The sequence below is a fragment of the Rufibacter immobilis genome, assembly GCF_003721565.1.
Lineage (GTDB): Bacteria > Bacteroidota > Bacteroidia > Cytophagales > Hymenobacteraceae > Nibribacter > Nibribacter immobilis.
This window is the reverse complement of the sequence record NZ_RJJE01000009.1, coordinates 1,256,702-1,274,036: the sequence shown is the minus strand read 5'-3', so window position 1 is coordinate 1,274,036 and position 17,335 is coordinate 1,256,702. Positions and strand designations below refer to the sequence as shown.

General features: G+C 51.6%; 14 protein-coding genes. 10 read left to right on the top strand and 4 right to left on the bottom strand.

All coding sequences use genetic code 11. The features are described from left to right. Window positions 1–44: 44 nt before the first annotated feature. From prmC to rfbA, 7 genes are all read left to right on the top strand, one after another. Complete coding sequence (prmC, locus tag EFA69_RS12445; protein WP_123133368.1) at window positions 45–914, top strand: peptide chain release factor N(5)-glutamine methyltransferase; 870 nt, start codon at window positions 45–47, stop codon at window positions 912–914. A gap of 128 nt (window positions 915–1,042) precedes the next feature. Further along, entirely contained in the window at window positions 1,043–1,642 is a 600-nt protein-coding gene (locus EFA69_RS12440; RefSeq protein ID WP_123133367.1) for an acyltransferase, read from the top strand. 2 nt (window positions 1,643–1,644) lie between these two features. After that, entirely contained in the window at window positions 1,645–2,934 is a 1,290-nt protein-coding gene (locus EFA69_RS12435; protein ID WP_123133366.1) for a nucleotide sugar dehydrogenase, read from the top strand. Window positions 2,935–2,943: 9 nt separating this feature from the next. Next, window positions 2,944–3,975, top strand: coding sequence for a UDP-glucose 4-epimerase GalE (gene galE, locus EFA69_RS12430; RefSeq protein WP_123133365.1), 1,032 nt, complete (start codon window positions 2,944–2,946; stop codon window positions 3,973–3,975). A 1-nt stretch (window position 3,976) separates the two neighbouring features. Then, a complete protein-coding gene (rfbB, locus tag EFA69_RS12425; RefSeq protein WP_123133364.1) occupies window positions 3,977–5,023 on the top strand; it encodes a dTDP-glucose 4,6-dehydratase in 1,047 nt (348 codons plus the stop codon). A gap of 226 nt (window positions 5,024–5,249) precedes the next feature. Next, window positions 5,250–6,227 carry an SDR family oxidoreductase gene (locus tag EFA69_RS12420; RefSeq protein ID WP_394342824.1) on the top strand — a complete coding sequence of 326 codons (978 nt, stop codon included), beginning with the start codon at window positions 5,250–5,252 and terminating at the stop codon, window positions 6,225–6,227. Window positions 6,228–6,231: 4 nt separating this feature from the next. After that, complete coding sequence (gene rfbA / locus EFA69_RS12415; protein WP_123133362.1) at window positions 6,232–7,098, top strand: glucose-1-phosphate thymidylyltransferase RfbA; 867 nt, start codon at window positions 6,232–6,234, stop codon at window positions 7,096–7,098. Between the two features lie 141 nt (window positions 7,099–7,239). Here the strand turns inward: rfbA and chrA are convergent, their stop codons facing one another. Further along, window positions 7,240–8,418: a chromate efflux transporter gene (gene chrA / locus EFA69_RS12410; protein WP_123133361.1), complete on the bottom strand. Its 1,179-nt coding sequence runs from the start codon at window positions 8,416–8,418 to the stop codon at window positions 7,240–7,242. A 93-nt stretch (window positions 8,419–8,511) separates the two neighbouring features. Further along, entirely contained in the window at window positions 8,512–9,483 is a 972-nt protein-coding gene (locus tag EFA69_RS12405; RefSeq protein WP_123133360.1) for an isopenicillin N synthase family dioxygenase, read from the bottom strand. Window positions 9,484–9,588: 105 nt separating this feature from the next. Here EFA69_RS12405 and EFA69_RS12400 point away from each other — a divergent pair, with 105 nt between their 5' ends. The 3 genes from EFA69_RS12400 (at window position 9,589) to EFA69_RS12390 (ending at window position 12,858) form a co-directional block, all read left to right on the top strand. After that, entirely contained in the window at window positions 9,589–10,458 is an 870-nt protein-coding gene (locus EFA69_RS12400) for a hypothetical protein (protein WP_123133359.1), read from the top strand. 249 nt (window positions 10,459–10,707) lie between these two features. Then, a complete protein-coding gene (locus EFA69_RS12395; RefSeq protein ID WP_123133358.1) occupies window positions 10,708–11,814 on the top strand; it encodes a DUF3616 domain-containing protein in 1,107 nt (368 codons plus the stop codon). Window positions 11,815–11,967: 153 nt separating this feature from the next. After that, window positions 11,968–12,858, top strand: coding sequence for a carboxypeptidase-like regulatory domain-containing protein (locus EFA69_RS12390; RefSeq protein WP_123133357.1), 891 nt, complete (start codon window positions 11,968–11,970; stop codon window positions 12,856–12,858). A 119-nt stretch (window positions 12,859–12,977) separates the two neighbouring features. Here the strand turns inward: EFA69_RS12390 and EFA69_RS12385 are convergent, their stop codons facing one another. Both EFA69_RS12385 and EFA69_RS12380 read right to left on the bottom strand, forming a co-directional pair. Beyond that, window positions 12,978–16,058: a glycoside hydrolase family 3 N-terminal domain-containing protein gene (locus EFA69_RS12385; RefSeq protein ID WP_123133501.1), complete on the bottom strand. Its 3,081-nt coding sequence runs from the start codon at window positions 16,056–16,058 to the stop codon at window positions 12,978–12,980. 97 nt (window positions 16,059–16,155) lie between these two features. Further along, window positions 16,156–17,211 carry a S66 peptidase family protein gene (locus tag EFA69_RS12380; protein ID WP_183906766.1) on the bottom strand — a complete coding sequence of 352 codons (1,056 nt, stop codon included), beginning with the start codon at window positions 17,209–17,211 and terminating at the stop codon, window positions 16,156–16,158. Window positions 17,212–17,335 lie beyond the last annotated feature (124 nt).

Here is a 17,335-nt window from a genome sequence, read left to right as displayed (position 1 = left end):
CCGAATATCGGGTGTTTTTTCAGAAATTGCCCAAAACTGGAAATATGCGAACCATTGAAGAGATTTTAGAGGACCTGGCGCGCGAACTGCAGGCGGTGTACGAAGAACCCGAAGCCCGCACCATGGCCGAATGGGTTTTGCAGCATGTGCTGAAGGTGAATCGCTTTGAGTTGCTGAGCCGCCGCCGTGAGAATGCCCCAGACGGGTTGCAGGCGGCAGTGCAGCAATACCAGGCGCGTCTGCTTCGCCAGGAGCCGGTACAGTACGTGTTAGGGGAAGCACACTTCTACGGCCGTGACTTCATGGTTTCTCCGGCGGTGCTCATTCCCCGTCCGGAGACCGAGGAACTGGTGCAAAAAGTAATCAAAATTTACCAAAACCAGTCTGGGGTGAAGCTTCTGGACATTGGCACCGGGAGCGGCTGCATTCCTGTCACATTAGCCGCTGAGCTACCTGGCGCGCAAGTGTGGGGGCTTGACGTTTCCGTAGAGGCCTTGGCAGTGGCCAAAACAAACGCAGCAAAATTAGGGCAAACTATAAACTGGCTACAGCAAGATATTTTACAGGAGATACCAGCAGTAGAACCCCAAAGTCTGGACGCCGTGATCAGTAACCCACCGTATGTGCTGGAAGCAGAAAGGGAGCTCATGCGGCCTAATGTGCTCCAATATGAACCGGCGCTGGCGCTGTTTGTGCCCAATGAAGATCCGCTGTTGTTCTACCGGCGTATTGCCCAAGTGGCACAGCAACTATTAAAAGCCGGGGGAAGGTTGTTTTTTGAAATAAACGAACAGTTTGCCAGCCAAACCCAAAGCATGTTGGCTCAGATGGAATATAAGAGTATAAAAACCTACCAAGACCTGCGCGGAAAGGACCGGATGGTGGAGGCAATGTGGGAGGGTTCCGCGGCCTAAGTAATACAGAAACAATTTGGTTATCTAAACCTATTGTAAAAACTTATACCTTTGTAATGCAAAATAAAGGTATCCTAAGTGCCGGGTTATTCGTAAAGAGCCCGACTCTTTGAACAATTGCTGTGTCCATGACTCATTCTGCCCCCCTGTATAGTGCCCATGAGACTGCTGTCATTGATGAGGGCTGTCAAATTGGAGAGGGTACCAAAATATGGCATTTTTCTCATATTATGTCTGGTTGCATCATTGGTAAGCGCTGCAACATTGGTCAGAATGTGGTCATCTCTCCTCAAGTGATTTTAGGAGAGAACGTGAAAATCCAAAACAATGTGTCGGTCTACACTGGGGTAGAGTGCGAAGATGATGTCTTTTTGGGGCCTTCCATGGTATTTACTAATGTATTGAACCCCAGAAGCGCCTTTAACCGGCGGGGAGAGTATCAGAAGACCTTGGTGCAGAAGGGAGCCAGCATAGGGGCGAATGCGACTGTGGTGTGCGGTCATACCATTGGGGCCTACGCCCTTGTAGGAGCTGGGGCTGTTGTCACGAAAGACGTACCTCCTTATGCCCTGGTGTACGGCAATCCTTCACGGCAGCATGGTTGGGTAAGCGAAGCAGGGCATACTTTATCCTTTAACGAGCATCATGAAGCAATTTGCCCAGAAACAGGTGAAAAGTACAGTTTAGAAAATAACGTAGTAACTAAATCTTCCATTCAAATAGATTAACCGTGTATCAACAACTCCTCAACAAAGAAGCCAAGCTGGCCGTTATCGGATTAGGATATGTAGGACTTCCGATTGCCTTAGAGTTCGCCAAAAAGATAAGTGTGATAGGGTTTGACATCAATGCCAAACGGGTAGAAATGATGCAGAATAACATAGACCCTAGTGGTGAGTTAGAATCATCTGCGTTTGAAGGGTGTGATATCACCTTTACCCATGATCTGGAGGTGCTGAAGGAAGCTCGCTTCTTCATTGTGGCGGTGCCAACTCCTATTGACAACCACGCTTTGCCCGATCTGAAACCCTTATTGGGGGCTTCTAACACGGTAGGTAAAGTTTTGAAAGAAGGTGATTTTGTGGTGTATGAGTCTACAGTATATCCAGGATGTACTGAAGAAGATTGTATTCCGGTATTAGAGCGAGAGTCAGGGTTGAAGTTCCCAACAGATTTTAAAGTAGGTTACTCTCCTGAACGCATTAATCCCGGAGATAAAGAGCATACCCTCACCAAAATTGTGAAAGTGGTCTCTGGCTGCGATGCAGAATCCTTAGACATCATTGCCAAAGTGTACGAGTTGGTAGTGGAAGCCGGCGTGCATCGTGCTTCCTCCATTAAAGTAGCGGAGGCCGCCAAAATCATTGAAAACACCCAGCGCGATGTGAACATAGCCTTGATGAACGAGCTGTCGATCATTTTTGACCGCATGAACATCAACACATTTGAGGTATTGGAAGCGGCGGGTACCAAATGGAATTTCCTGAAATTCTTCCCTGGCTTGGTAGGTGGTCACTGCATTGGCGTAGATCCTTATTACCTCACGTACAAAGCAAAAGCTCTGGGCTATGATTCAAAGATCATCCTGAGCGGCCGTACCATCAATGACGGTATGGGTGCCTATGTGGCCAGTAAGGCTATCAAGATGATGATCAAAGAAGGGAAGGCAATCTCTAAAGCCAAAGTTCTGGTAATGGGTGCCACATTTAAGGAGAACGTAGAGGATATCCGTAACTCTAAGGTGGCAGACGTAATCAATGAGCTGAAGAGCTTTGGCGTGCAGGTAGACGTGGTGGATCCTTATGCTTCTTCAGAAGAACTGGAGCATGAGTATGGATTTGCGTTAACTGAAAACCCCAGCAATGACTATGATGCAGTGGTTGTAGCCGTTAACCATAAGGATTACCTTGGGCTTGATGAGGAATATTTCAAAGGCATCTCACATGATCAACCTATTGTGATAGACCTGAAAGGGATTTACCGCGGAAAGATTAACAATTTAGCTTACTGGAGCTTATAATGTACTTCTATGAGTAAAATTCTTGTAACCGGCGGGGCAGGCTACATTGGCTCCCATACTGTGGTAGAGCTGGCAGAAGCCGGCTATACCCCCATTGTAGTGGACAACTTCAGTAATTCTGAAGAACGGGTATTACTGGGGCTATCCCAAATTTTAGGGAAAGAGGTTATCTGCTATAAGGTAGACTGCACAAATACCGCTGCTTTACAAGAAGTTTTCTCTAAAGAAGAAAATATAGAAGGAGTGATCCACTTTGCTGCGTTCAAAGCAGTGGGTGAATCTGTGGCAGAGCCGCTAAAGTACTACCACAACAACGTGGCCGGCTTAGTGGCACTGCTACAGGTAATGGAGGCGAACCAGGTTGCCCGCTTGGTATTCTCCTCTTCCTGCACTGTGTATGGCGTGCCTGAAAAACTTCCGGTAACGGAGGAAACACCTACGCAGAAAGCCAATTCTCCTTATGGCAACACCAAGAAAATTGACGAAGAGATTCTGCGCGATGTAGCAGCTAGTGGCAGTTCACTCAGAACCATCGCTCTACGTTATTTTAATCCAATTGGAGCGCATGAGTCGGCGCTGATAGGTGAGTTGCCGCTGGGCGTGCCCAGTAACCTGGTGCCTTTCATTACGCAGACCGCCGCCGGAATCAGAGAAAGCCTTACGGTGTTTGGGACAGACTATGACACTCCAGACGGCAGCTGCATCAGGGATTATGTACATGTTGTGGACTTAGCGAAGGCGCACGTGGCGGCAATCAGGAGGCTGGAAAAAGCGGAGGCTGTTCCCTACGAGGTATTTAACATTGGCACAGGGCAGGGCAGCAGCGTGTTGGAGGTGATTCATGCCTTTGAGCAAGCTACAGGGCAGAAGTTCAATTTCAAAACCGGACCCCGCCGCCCCGGCGATGTGCCCGCTATTTACGCTGATGTGACCAAGGCCACCCAAGAATTGGGCTTTAAGACCTCTCTGTCTCTGAAAGATAGTCTGGGTAGTTCCTGGGCTTGGCAACAGAAATTAATGACGGATACTTCTAATAAATAAGATGAAAATATTGATAACCGGTGGTGCCGGATTTATTGGATCTCATGTGGTACGCCTGTTCGTTACCAAATATCCAGCCTATCAGATCATAAATCTGGATAAGCTTACCTATGCGGGTAACCTACAGAATTTAACAGACATTGAAAATGCCCCTAACTATACCTTCATTAAGGGAGACATCACAGATCAGGATTTTATAAATAGCCTGTTTCAGGAGCAGCAGTTTGATGCTGTCATCCACCTGGCGGCAGAATCGCATGTAGACCGGTCTATCACAGATCCTATGGCCTTTGTGCGGACCAACGTGAACGGTACCTGCAATTTGCTGCACGCGGCCAAAGAGCTCTGGAAGAATGACTACAGCGGGAAACTCTTCTACCATATCTCCACAGATGAAGTCTATGGCTCTCTGGGAGAGGAAGGAATGTTCACCGAAGAGACCAAATATGATCCTCGGTCTCCTTATTCCGCTTCCAAAGCCAGTTCAGATCATTTTGTGCGGGCATACTACCATACCTATGGCATGCCCGTGAAGGTGTCTAACTGCTCCAATAACTACGGCCCCAACCACTTCCCGGAGAAGCTGATTCCGTTGGCTCTGAACAACATCAAGAACAACAAGCCTGTGCCGGTGTATGGTAAAGGCGAGAACATTCGGGATTGGTTATACGTGATTGACCACGCCCGCGCCATTGATGAGGTGTTCCATAGCGGCAAATTAGGCGATACCTATAACATTGGCGGCGTAAACGAATGGCGTAATATTGACCTGATCCGCCTGCTCTGCGACATCATGGACCGCAAATTAGGTAGGGAACCAGGCACTTCGCAGCAACTGATCACCTTTGTGACAGACAGAGCCGGGCATGACCTTCGGTATGCCATTGATTCCTCCAAAATCATGCATGAACTGGGCTGGAAACCCTCTGTCACTTTTGAGGAAGGTCTGGAGAAAACCGTAGACTGGTACCTGGAGAACGAGGAATGGCTGCAAAATGTCACCTCCGGGCACTACCAGGAGTATTACCAGGAGCAATACAACCGCTAAGATTCTCGTGCGTTTAGGGGCTTATTTCAGAAAAATAGCCCCTAAACGCACTTCCTGTTTCAGCTTCCTTTATGATATCGGTGACCTGGTAAAAGGTTGTTACTCTCTTAAAGGAAAGAATTCTGTTTAGCGGCCGTTTTTCTGAAATAAGCCCCTAAACGATTGCAAGCCCAAGTTAAATTTCAAAGTTATTACCGTGTACGATCATCCATTTCACAGTGGCTCTTTGGAGCAAACTTCCTTTTTAGTAACCGGCGGTGCTGGGTTTATTGGTTCTAATCTGGTGGAGTATCTCCTAAAGTACAACGCCAAAAAAGTACGGGTGCTGGATAACTACTCCAACGGTTTCCACAAAAACCTGAAGGCTTTCCAGGGCAATGAAGCACTGGAAGTACTGGAAGGCGATATTAGGAATCTGGAGACGTGCATGAAGGCTTGCGAGGGAATGGACGTGGTGCTGCACCAGGCGGCGCTAGGCTCGGTGCCCAGAAGCGTAAAAGACCCCGTTACCTCCAATGAAGTAAATGTGGGCGGTTTCGTGAACATGCTCATGGCCACGAAAGAGCAGGGCGTGAAGCGGTTTGTGTACGCCGCCTCGTCCTCTACCTACGGCGACAGCAAATCGTTGCCTAAAGTAGAAGACGTGATTGGCCGTCCGCTTTCGCCGTACGCCGTAACCAAATATGCCAATGAGTTATATGCCGATGTGTTCGGCAAAACCTACGGTATGGAGATCATCGGGCTGCGGTATTTCAATATCTTCGGGCCGCGCCAAGATCCTAATGGAGCGTATGCGGCAGTAATCCCTTTGTTTATTGATGCCGTGCTGAACAACAGAGGCCCCAGAATGAACGGCGACGGCGAACAGACCCGTGACTTCACCTTTGTGGAGAATTGCGTGGAAGCCAACATCAGAGCCGCGCTGGTGGAAAACCCCGAGGCGATCAACCAGGTGTATAACATTGCCGTGGGCGACAGAACCTCTTTGAACGATTTGTTCAATATCCTGAAGGAGGAAGCCGGGGTAGACGTGCAGGCAGAATACGGCCCAGAACGGGCCGGAGACATCAGAGACAGCCTGGCCGATATCTCTAAAGCACAACGCCTGCTGGGTTACAACCCGCAGATCAGAATTCAGGAGGGCCTGCAAAGAACGCTAGCCTGGTTCAGAGATAACCAAGACTTTATCTACAATCAAAAATAGAATCATGAAAGGAATTGTCTTAGCCGGTGGCTCAGGAACAAGATTGCACCCACTTACTTTAGCTGTCAGCAAGCAGTTAATGCCGGTGTACGATAAGCCCATGATTTACTACCCGCTGTCTACGCTCATGCTGGCGGGAATCAAGGATATTCTGATCATCTCCACCCCGCATGACCTCCCCATGTTTGAGCGCTTGCTGGGCGATGGCAGCCAGATTGGCTGTAACTTCAGTTATCAGGTGCAGGAGGTTCCCAACGGTCTGGCCCAGGCTTTCGTGTTGGGGGCAGACTTTATAGGCCATGACAAAGCGGCCCTTATCTTAGGGGACAACATTTTCTACGGCTCAGGCATGAGCAAATTGTTGCAGGCCAATAATGATCCAGAAGGTGGCGTGGTCTATGCGTACCATGTGCAGGACCCGGAACGCTACGGCGTGGTGGAGTTTGACGAAAACAAAAAAGCCATCTCCATTGAAGAAAAGCCTGCGCAACCCAAATCTAATTACGCGGTGCCCGGCCTGTACTTCTATGACAATGAAGTAGTAGACATTGCCAAGAACTTACAGCCCAGCGCCAGAGGCGAGTATGAAATCACGGATGTGAACAAAGAGTACCTGCGCCGCGGCAAATTAAAAGTAGGCATTCTGGACCGGGGTACCGCCTGGTTAGACACCGGTACCATTCAGTCTTTGATGCAGGCCGCTACGTTTGTGCAGGTAATTGAAGAGCGCCAGGGCCTCAAGATTGGAGCCATTGAAGAGGTAGCGTACCGCATGGGCTTTATCAACGCAGAGCAGCTGCAACGGGTGGCAGAACCTTTGCGCAAGAGCGGCTACGGAGATTACCTGCTGAGCATCCTGAAGGAACAGTAAAAGTGAGCAGCTACTGCTGCCTTATGAGAGAGAAAGAAGCAGTAGCGCTTCATATGCAAACAGAAAGCCCTGCGGAGGAAGTATCTCCGCAGGGCTTTCTGTTTAGGGGCCGTTTTTCCAAAAACAGGCTCTAAACGCAAACTAATTGCCCGGGAACATCAACCCCACCACCAAACCAATCAAAATCAGGACGGGAGCCGGAATCTTGGTCCACTGAAGCAGCGCAAAGGTGGCTACTACCAATCCAAAATTATAGGGCGTGTTCTCAATGGGGTGGTACAGCATAATGGCCGCCGCGCAGACCATGCCGCAACCAACTGCGTTAATTCCCTCCAGTGAAGCTTGAATAACCCGGTATTTCCGGAGTTCTTCCCAAAACCTAATCACAAAGAAAATCAGGAATGTACCCGGGAGAAAGATAGCGATGGTAGAGACTACGCCCCCAATGATCTGCCCGCCCCACCCGTACGGGCGCATAGAAAGGGTGCCAATGTAGGAGCAGAAAGAGAAAACCGGTCCGGGGAGCGCCTGTACCAAAGCAAAGCCAGACAGAAATTCTTTGGAGTTGAGGTACTGCTTAAATTCCACAAACTCTGTGTACATAAGCGGAATCAGGACCTGGCCGCCTCCAAAGATAAGGCTGCCGTTGCGGTAGAAGTTCTCAAACAGCAGAACTGCCCGTAGTTGGGTAAAACGCCCCAGCAAGGCGGCGGCAATCAGGACGCCTAAAAAAAGAATAAAATTTGCCCATTCTACCCGCATCGGCTTTTTCTCCAGCACAGGTTGCGCCTGGAACCGCAGGGCCGTCAGGCTGCCTCCCAGCAGCAGTAGCGCCGGAAATACCCACGGTGACCGGAAGAAATAAGAAAGAATAGCCGAAATGACCATGATCACGATGCCTCCCTTGGTGTGCACCACTTTAGAGCTGATCCGCCAGGCGGCAAAGGCCACAAAGCCCACGGCCATAGGCTGAATGAAGCGGGTAAAGCCCAGGGGCGCTCCTTTGCCCTGTAGAAAGGTAATGAGCAAGCCGGCGGCAATCATGATCACGGCGGCGGGGGCAATCCAGACCAGTAAGGTGAGGTAGGCCAGGTTGGGTCCGCCTACTTTGAACCCAATGGCCGTGACGGTTTGGGTGGAGGAGGGGCCAGGCAAGATTTGGCAGAGCGCGTTCAGCTCCAACAATTCTTTTTCTGTGATGTAACGCCTTTTCTCTACCAGCAGACGCAGCATCATGGCAATATGTGCCTGTGGCCCCCCAAACGCGGTAAGCGAGAGGGCTGCAACGTCTTTGAGGAAAAGGTAATTACGAGGGCGCAAAATGGGGGCGTTGAAAAACTTTAAAGCCGGTTTTAAAAATAGGCATAAAAAAGAAAGGAGCCGTAGAGCTCCTTTCTAAATCTGTGATAAAGTTTATTTCTTCAGTCCAAGTTCTACCAGGCGCTCGTTCAGGAATTCGCCGGCAGTGGTGTCTGGGAACTGTTTAGGGTTCTGGGCATCAATGCAGCTCTCCAGGCAGGTTAAGTCCATTTCTGAACGGGGGTGCATGAAGAACGGAATAGAGTAGCGCGAAGTATTCATCATTTCCCGCGACGGATTTACCACACGGTGGATGGTAGACTTCAGCTTGTTGTTAGTGTGGCGAGACAGCATATCGCCCACGTTCACGATGATCTGCTCGGGCAGAGCCGTGATGGGAATCCACTTTCCGTCGCGGCGGAGTACCTGAAGGCCATCGGCGGAGGCGCCCATCAGCAGCGTGATAAGGTTAATGTCACCGTGCTCGGCGGCACGTACGGCATCGGCCGGAACGGCGTCTGGGTTCTCAATAGGGAAGTAGTGGATGGGGCGCAGAATGCTGTTCCCGTTGTGCACTTTGGCATCAAAGTAATCTTCAGACAGACCCAGGTAGATAGCCAACGCTTTCAGCACCTGTTTCCCGGAGGCTTCCAGGCGCTGGTACGCCTCCAGAGCCACTTCTTTGAACTCAGGTACTTCCACTGGCCAAACGTTGTCTGGGTATTCTTCTTTGATGGGATCATTGTCGGTTACTTCCTGGCCCACGTGGTAGAACTCCTTCAGGTCGCCGGTGTTGCGACCTTTGGCAGACTCTTTCCCTTTGCCCACGTACCCGCGCTGGCCCGCCAAACCCGGAATCTCGTATTTCTGCTTCACTTCATCTGGCAACGCGAAGAACTTCTTGATAGCGGCATAGAGCTGATCCGTTAATTCATCGCTCAAACCATGGTTTTTAAGGGCCACAAACCCAATATTCTGGTGCGCATCACCCATGGCCTGCACAAAGGCAGCCTTACGGGTGGGGTCGCCAGACGTGAAATCGGCTAAGTCTAAGGAAGGGATCTCCTCTAATAATTTATCGGTCATGATGTCTTGTTTTAACGTCTTCTTAGTGGAGCCTAATAAGGGCAGCAAGTTACAAAATTTCTATCTTTGAAACATTCTGCGTATTTATACGAAAACCTAAGCACTATGAAAAAGAAACACTTGTCTTTCCTGGCGATAGCCGCCATGTTAATTGCTTCGGCCTGTGAGGGCAACCGCTCTACGGCCACTACAGAAACAGACAGTACCGCCACCGCCGACCATTCTGGCATGGAGCATGACTCTGCCGGGGTACAGCACCAAGGCTCTATGGGCACACCTATGGAGAAAGGGGGCCTCAAAGTGTATTCGTACAGCAACTCTGTAGATTACCCAGACGCGAAGCTGACTCTGAACAAACCGGAGAAGAACGGCAAAGTAACCGGAGATTCCACTGCTTTTGAATACGAGGTGAAGGATTTCCAGCTGAGCCAGCAGACCCCAGACGCCGGTACGCATGAGCACGCCAACTCCAAAGAAGGCCAGCACATCCATAACATTGTAGACAATGAGCCTTACACCGCACACTACAAACCAACGTTCAAGAAAGCCATTGAGCCAGGCCAGCACGTGGTGCTGTCTTTCCTGTCACGGTCTTACCATGAGAGCATCAAGCATGAGAGCGCCTATGACCTGCGCGTGATTAATGTGGGCAACACCGCCAGCAAAGCTGCTAAATTTGATGAAGACGGCCAGCACCTGTTCTACAGCCGCCCCAAAGGGGAATACAAAGGAGCCGACACCAAGAAAGTGATGTTGGATTTCTATCTGGTGAACACCACTCTGGCCAAAGACGGCAACAAGGTGCGCGCCACCATCAATGGCAATGAGTTTATCTTAGACCAGTGGTTGCCGTACCTGGTGGAAGGTTTGCCTATGGGCGAGAATACCTTCAAGCTGGAGCTCATCAACAACCAGGGCCAGGTAATTCCGGGGCCGTACAACACCGTAGAAAGAAAAATCACCCTGAAGCAATAGTCACAGACCTTCAGCCCTTTCACCAAGGCCGCTCCAGATGTGGGGCGGCCTTTCTTATGTTAGTATCTTGATGATGAAGCGGTCAATGCACCTGTTCTGAGCCCCGGCCGTGTGTCAGGATGGAGGTAAAGTTCTCTTAACTTACCCCTTTGACAACTCCCGTACCAGTTGCCGCGTTCTGTTTAGGAGCCGTTTTAAGAAAAAGAGCCGCTAAACACCCGGCAGTAGAAACCCCTTTGAAAATTCCTTATGAAAGAAACTTCCGCCACCGTTCATCTGCATTTTGACTCCACGCATAGTTTCACCGCCACGGGCAAGCACGTCCGGGACGGGCTTTCCACCGTGCTGCGTACCGGCGACTATCTCTGGCTCAGCTGCGATGAACAAACCACCCTGGAACGCCTCAAGAAAACCGGCGAAAACACCTTTGGCGAACACGTGCACTTTGACCTGACCCAGTACCTTGATTTGCCAGACGGCACCAATTCTGAGATAGACATTGAGGGTATGGGGGCCAGCGGCGGCTATCTGTGGTTAGTAGGCTCGCATAGCCTCAAGCGGAAGAAACCGCGCAAGGAAGAATCTGTGCAGAAGCAGATGAAACGATTGGCCAAAGTGCAGTCAGAGGCCAACCGTTACCTGCTGGCCCGCATTCCGTTGGTGCAGGATGTAACCACCGGCGAGTACACGCTCTGTAAGGAATGCACAGACCTGAAAGATCCTTCCAAAACCTTGCGGGCCGCGCAGCTCATAGGGGCAGGCACAGAAAACCAGCTCATGCAGGCCATCCAGGATGACCCGCACCTCAAAGATTTCCTGCCCATTCCGGGCAAAGACAACGGGTTCGACATTGAAGGGCTGGACATCCAGGATCACCGCCTTTTTGTGGGGCTGCGCGGCCCGGTGCTGCGGGGCTGGGCCATGGTGCTGGAGCTGCAACTGGAAGATACCGAAGAAGAAGGCTATCTGCAACTCAAAGCCAATGCAGACGGCACGCTGTACAAAAAGCACTTTCTGCACCTGGTGGGCAAAGGCATACGGGAACTGCGCATCAAAAACGAAGACCTGTACATTCTGGCAGGCCCCACCATGGACCTGGACGGTACCATTGCCGTGTACCGCTGGCCCAAGGCCATGGCGCAGACGCTGGAAGGCGAACAGATGGTGCACCGCAAGGAGCTGGAGCATCTGTTTGACGTGCCCCACGGTAGCGGCCCCACCTCGGGCCAGGACAAAGCCGAAGGCCTGGGGATCTATGACGATGAGCACCTGCTGGTAGTGTATGACAGCCCCACCCATGCCCGTAAAGTAGAGGAAGATGCCGTGGCGGCCGATGTATACCGGCTCCCGTCTTAGCTTACAATTATTTACCGGCCTGTCTAAATAACTTCGCCCGCGGCGCGTTACCCAGAAGATTCTTCTCTTCAATGCTTTTCTGTTTAGGGGCTGTTTTTAGAAAAACGGCCCCTAAACGCTTCTCCCCTTTGTCTGTGTACGCAATATCTTTGTATGAGAAACGTATGTTTGCTGCTTCTCCTTTTCCAGCTGTCGGTTGGTTTGGCTTTAGGTCAGGTAAAAGGAACCGTTCTGGACAAAACTACCGGCAAACCCGTGGCCTACGCCAATATTTGGGTGGAGAACGAGAACATAGGGGCCACCTCCTCAGAGAAGGGCGAATTTCAGCTGGCGCAAACCAACCTGTTGGGCAAGACGCTGGTGATTTCCTGCCTGGGGTATGAGAAAGCGCAGGTGGCCATTTCATACAGGAACCTGCGGGTTCTGTTAAAACCGTCTGCCGTAGCCCTCAAGGAAGTGACGGTGAAGAAAAGTACCAAGCGCAGCAGGTTCATCATCAACCAACTGGACGGCAACACCCAATATTCGTTCGGGAGCAACGGCACGCCCTGGATTGTGGCGCAGTACATTCCGTACAAACCTTCCTATGCCGCCACCCCGTTTCTAGACGAGATCTCCCTGGTCACGCTCAGCAACATCAGGAACGCCACGTTCAGGCTGCATTTGTACGCGGTAGATAAAAACGGGCAGCCGGGGCGCGAGCTATTGTCTGCCCCTTTGCTGGCGCAGGCGCCGAAGGGGATCAGGAGCGTGAAGGTAGACGTAAGCCAGCACGACCTCCAGATGCCGCCGCAGGGCCTGTTCATCGGGTTTGAATGGCTTATTCTCCGGCGGAACCGCCACGAGCCGGTAGACCCCGAAACCGGTGTGGCGGAAGGCCCCAGCCGCGCTTCCTATGAGCCCAGCCTCCGGTGCTACGGCCCCGAACAGAAAAGCCCCAACGGCTGGATTTACCACCAAGGCAACTGGCGCAGCACAAACCAGCGCGAAGGAGACGCCATCACCTCGGCCACGCCGCACTTCCAGCTCACGCTCAGTGATTAGTTTCTGTTTGCGTTTAGGGGCTCTTTTTCCAAAAACAGGCGCTAAACGCACTGCATAAAAAAAGCCCCGCTCTGGTGTAAACCAAGGCGGGGCTTTTTAAGAGGTGAACGGAGATGTTCTTACCGTTTGCTTTCCAAGCTATCTGCTTTAGGGGCTTTCTTGGCTTTCTCCATAGCGTCATACACCACCTGCATCACGTTGGTGCGGGTGTTCAGTTTGCTCAGGATACTGTTCTCGCGGGTAGGGTGCACACGGTTAGACAAGAACACGTACACCAACTGGTTCACGGGGTCTACCCAACTGTAGATGCCGGTAAAGCCGGTATGCCCGAAACTCTCAGCGGAAGCGCCGGGGGCTGCATTGCCGTTCAAAGAACCGGGCTTGGAAGGACGGTCAAACCCGAGGGCGCGGTAGTTGTCTGGGCAGAACTGGCATTTGCTGAACGTGCTCACCGTCTTATTGGCAATGTAGCGCTTGTCTGCGTAGATGCCGTCATTGAGGTAAAGCTGCATGACTTTGGCCAGGTCATTGGCGGTGCCAAACAGACCGGCGTGGCCACTGATGCCGCCCAACATGGCGGCTCCTTCGTCATGTACCGTGCCGTGCAACAGCTGCTTTCTGAACAATGAGTCATACTCCGTGGGCACAATGCGGGACAGTGGGTAGTGCTTGTACGGGTTAAAAGTCAGCGTAGAAGCGCCCAGCGGGCCGTAAATGTTCTTCTTCAGGTACGGTTCAAAGTCCTCGCCGGTGATGTTTTTCACTACCAGCGGGGCCAGGATGAAAGACAGGTCACTGTACACATACCCCGGCTTTTCATTGAGCGGCGATTCTTTGATCTGCTTGTAGATTTCCTCCGCGTGGTCTTTGTGGATGAACAGGTTCTTGGCTACTCTGTAAGGGAACTTAGCCGATGAATCTGCGCTGAACACGTTGCCCTTCAACTCACCGTTCTTTTTCACTTCTTCTTTCCAGAAAGGAATCCAGGCTTTCAGGCGGGCCTGGTGCGTAAGGATGTCGCGGTACTTGAGGTTCTCTTTGTTGGAGCCCTGCATCATGGGAATGTACTCACCCATGGTTTTGTCCACGTCAAATTTCCCTTCGCCGTTCAGTTTCATGTAGGCGGCCAGGGCGGTGGTAATTTTCGTTACCGAGGCCAGGTCATATAAATCTGTATTCTTTACCGGCGTCTGGTTTTCATACGTGTGGTACCCGAAGGATTTGTAGTAAATCACTTTTCCGTTTTTGGCTACCAGCACCTGCGCGCCCGGAGTGGCTTTGGCTTTGATGGCCTGGTTTACCAAGGTGTCAATTCTGGTGAAGTCAGCAGATCTCAGGCCTACTGCCTCTGGCTGGGTATACGCCAACCGGAAGCCGCCCTGCGTCTGCAAACCGTCATTTATCCGGAAGGAGTTAGACACATTCACCGGCAGCTTGCCTTTGGCACCCACGCCGCCAAAGACGATCTGGGCGGCTACGTCCTGGGTTAACTCATTCTCCTGGTACGCGGCCAGTACGCCGTGGGCTTTCTCAATGTCTTCAAAACGGGTGAGGCTGTACACGTTCCCAAATACGCTCACCACCGTTGGCTTGGTTCTGATGAGGTCTTTCAGGAACAGGTTCATCTCTGCGGTGATGCCAAACGTGCCGCTGCCAGATGCTTTCAGCTGCAACTTGTGCACCCCTACCAGAATCATGTTATAATCTTTGAGCTGGTCTTTCAACAACTGAAGATCAGCGATGGAACTGGTAGGCGACAGGAAGAAATTATCTACTTTGGCATATTTGGCCAAGCTACGCTGATACTCCGTTTCCTGGGTAGTGCCCATGGCCAAAGCGGCAATCTTGAGGGTATCCAATGTTTTGATAGGCAGAACCTGGTTCTTGTTGCGCAGCAGCGTGAGCGAGGCCTCCGTTAACTGACGGTTGATGTAGTGGGCGGTAGGGTTGTTCAGGTCCTGGATGAGGTTCTTGGTTTCTATGGGTTGCCATTTGTCCAGACCCATCCATTGTTTGGCGGCCAGTACTTTCTTACAGCGGGCATCTACCTCGGCCTGCGTGATTTCTTTATTGGCAATGGCTTTCTTTACCTCCTCAATAGTGGTTTTTACGTCCATAGTGTTCAGGAGCATGTCATTACCGGCCAAAAGAGCCTTCACATCGACAACGCCGGCAGGATAAAATTTAGCCACGCCCTGCATGTTAAGCGCATCTGTAAACACTAAACCCTTGTAACCCATTTCTTTCTTGAGCAGGCCGCTCACAATGGGCTTAGAAAGGGTAGAGGCCAGGTCTTTGGTGTTGTCCAGCACCGGAATGTTCATGTGCGCCACCATTAAGCTGCCCAGTCCGTTCTTCATGAGCTCCCGGAAGGGGTACAGTTCAAGTGAGTCCAGACGGAGTTTGGAGAAATGGATCACTGGCAAACCGTAATGCGAGTCTACGTTGGTGTCACCGTGGCCGGGGAAGTGTTTGGCGTTGGCCAGTACTTTGTTGTCCTGCATGCCTTTCACGTAAGCGGTGGCTTTGCGGGTCACATTGTATTTGTCTTCGCCGAAGGAGCGAAACCCAATCACCGGGTTGTTGGCGTTGTTGTTCACGTCAATTACCGGCGCGAAGTTCACATGAATGCCCAGGCGGCGGCACTGGCGGGCAATCTCGGCACCCATGTCATAGATGAGGCGTTCGTCCTCAATACCGCCCAGAGCCATCTGGTACGGGAACCGCACAGTGCTGTCCAGGCGCATGGCCAGGCCCCACTCACCGTCAATAGAAACCATAAGCGGCACTTTGCTTTCGCGTTGGTAGCGGTTGGTCATGTGCGCCTGCCGTACCGGCCCCCCCTGGAAGAAGATGAGCCCGCCTACTTTGTAGGTGGTAATGAGGCGACTGATGGAGTCAATGTGCGCCTGGTTTTTGTTGGAGTACACCGGAATCATGATGAGCTGCGCAATGCGTTCTTCCGGGGTCAAAGTTTTGAACACAGAGTCTACCCATTTCTGGTTGGCGCCCAAAAACGGCGGATCGGTTTTAGGGTTGAAAGCGGGGGCAGCGGGCTTTTTGGCGACCGCTTTCTTGGCCGAAGCCGTTTTCTTGGCGGCGGGTTTGGCTTTGCTTCTGCGGGTCTGCGCCTGTAGGGGAACATGCCCCACCAGGAAAATAAGGAGGAGAAGGAGGGCTAGGAAACGTTGTTTTTTCAAGGTAATAAGCAAAATATAGGGGTGTAAACGCAAGAAAGAGCGCAAATTACTGTAATATTCTCAAAAACAGGGCCATTTAAGGGCAAAGTTCCTGCACTTAAGCCACAGCACTGCCCACTAACCGTAAAGTACCGGCTGCTGCATCCATTTCCGCCTCGGCGCCCACCGGAACGGTGAACTTATGGGAGATGTGCCCAATCATGGCTCCTGAGTAAACGGGCACCTTTAATGGCTGTAAATGCTGTTCCAGGACTTCTTCTAACGTAAGGGAGCCGTAGCCGCCCTTGCCGGGTTCGCACTCTGAGCATTTCCCAAACACCACGCCTTTCACCTGGTCCAGGACGCCGGCCAATTTCAATTGCGTGAGCATGCGGTCTATCCGGTACACGGCCTCGTTCACATCTTCCAGAAACAGGATGCAGTCTTTGAAATTGGGCAAGTAATCAGAACCCATGAGAGCAGAGAGCACTGTTAAATTGCCGCCTACCAATTTGCCGCGGGCGGTGCCGGGGGTAAGGGTAGTAATGCGGTCTTTGGTTACAGTAAGGTTGTCGCCTACCTCTTTGGGGTTTTGGTACAGCACCGGAGCACACTCAAACAGCACCTGCCGGAAAGAATCCACGGAGAATTTGTTCCAGGTGGCGGAGCCTACCGGGCCGTGAAAAGTAACCAAGCCGGTTTTGGCATGAATGGCCAGCAGCAAAGCGGTAATATCTGAGTAGCCAATAAGCGGTTTCGGGTTCTTCTGGATGGTTTTGTAGTCTAACAGCGGCAGCAGGCGTGCGCAGCCCCAGCCCCCATGAATGGCCAAGATGCCCTGTACGCTTTTATCCGCAAACATGGCGTTCACGTCCTCGGCCCGGGCCTGGTCTGTGCCGGCCAGGTACCCGAAACGGTCAAATACATGCTTCCCCAGTTTCACTTTAAGCCCCAGCGCCTCCAGAGATTCCTTGGTGATCTGGACGGTTTCCTTGCTGAAGGCAGCCCCGGCCGGGCAGATGAGCCCCACGGTGTCGCCGGGTTTAAGGCGGGGTGGGAGCAGCGTTTTAGGGGCTTTGTCAGGGGGCGTGGCCGAGGTGAAACCTGCCAGGGGGAGAGTGACGGCGGCTACGGTGAGAGAAGCCAGCATTTCGCGGCGGGATCTTAAAGTCATGTCTGTCAAGTTAACGGAGGTGCAGGAGATTGAGCGCGTTAAAATAGGGAGTTTGTTTCTGTTTCAGCTGTTTAGTGGCCGTTTTTTCAAAATAAGAGCCAAACCAGTGCTAGATTGTCAGCCC

What these genes read in the sequence shown, in the direction of transcription:
- EFA69_RS12395 (WP_123133358.1), top strand. Translation starts at nt 10,708, where the DNA reads ATGAAAGAAACTTCCGCCACCGTTCATCTGCATTTTGACTCCACGCAT.
- rfbA (WP_123133362.1), top strand. Translation starts at nt 6,232, where the DNA reads ATGAAAGGAATTGTCTTAGCCGGTGGCTCAGGAACAAGATTGCACCCA.
- rfbB (WP_123133364.1), top strand. Translation starts at nt 3,977, where the DNA reads ATGAAAATATTGATAACCGGTGGTGCCGGATTTATTGGATCTCATGTG.
- EFA69_RS12405 (WP_123133360.1), bottom strand. Translation starts at nt 9,483, where the DNA reads ATGACCGATAAATTATTAGAGGAGATCCCTTCCTTAGACTTAGCCGAT.
- EFA69_RS12400 (WP_123133359.1), top strand. Translation starts at nt 9,589, where the DNA reads ATGAAAAAGAAACACTTGTCTTTCCTGGCGATAGCCGCCATGTTAATT.
- EFA69_RS12380 (WP_183906766.1), bottom strand. Translation starts at nt 17,211, where the DNA reads ATGACTTTAAGATCCCGCCGCGAAATGCTGGCTTCTCTCACCGTAGCC.
- prmC (WP_123133368.1), top strand. Translation starts at nt 45, where the DNA reads ATGCGAACCATTGAAGAGATTTTAGAGGACCTGGCGCGCGAACTGCAG.
- EFA69_RS12390 (WP_123133357.1), top strand. Translation starts at nt 11,968, where the DNA reads ATGAGAAACGTATGTTTGCTGCTTCTCCTTTTCCAGCTGTCGGTTGGT.
- galE (WP_123133365.1), top strand. Translation starts at nt 2,944, where the DNA reads ATGAGTAAAATTCTTGTAACCGGCGGGGCAGGCTACATTGGCTCCCAT.
- EFA69_RS12440 (WP_123133367.1), top strand. Translation starts at nt 1,043, where the DNA reads ATGACTCATTCTGCCCCCCTGTATAGTGCCCATGAGACTGCTGTCATT.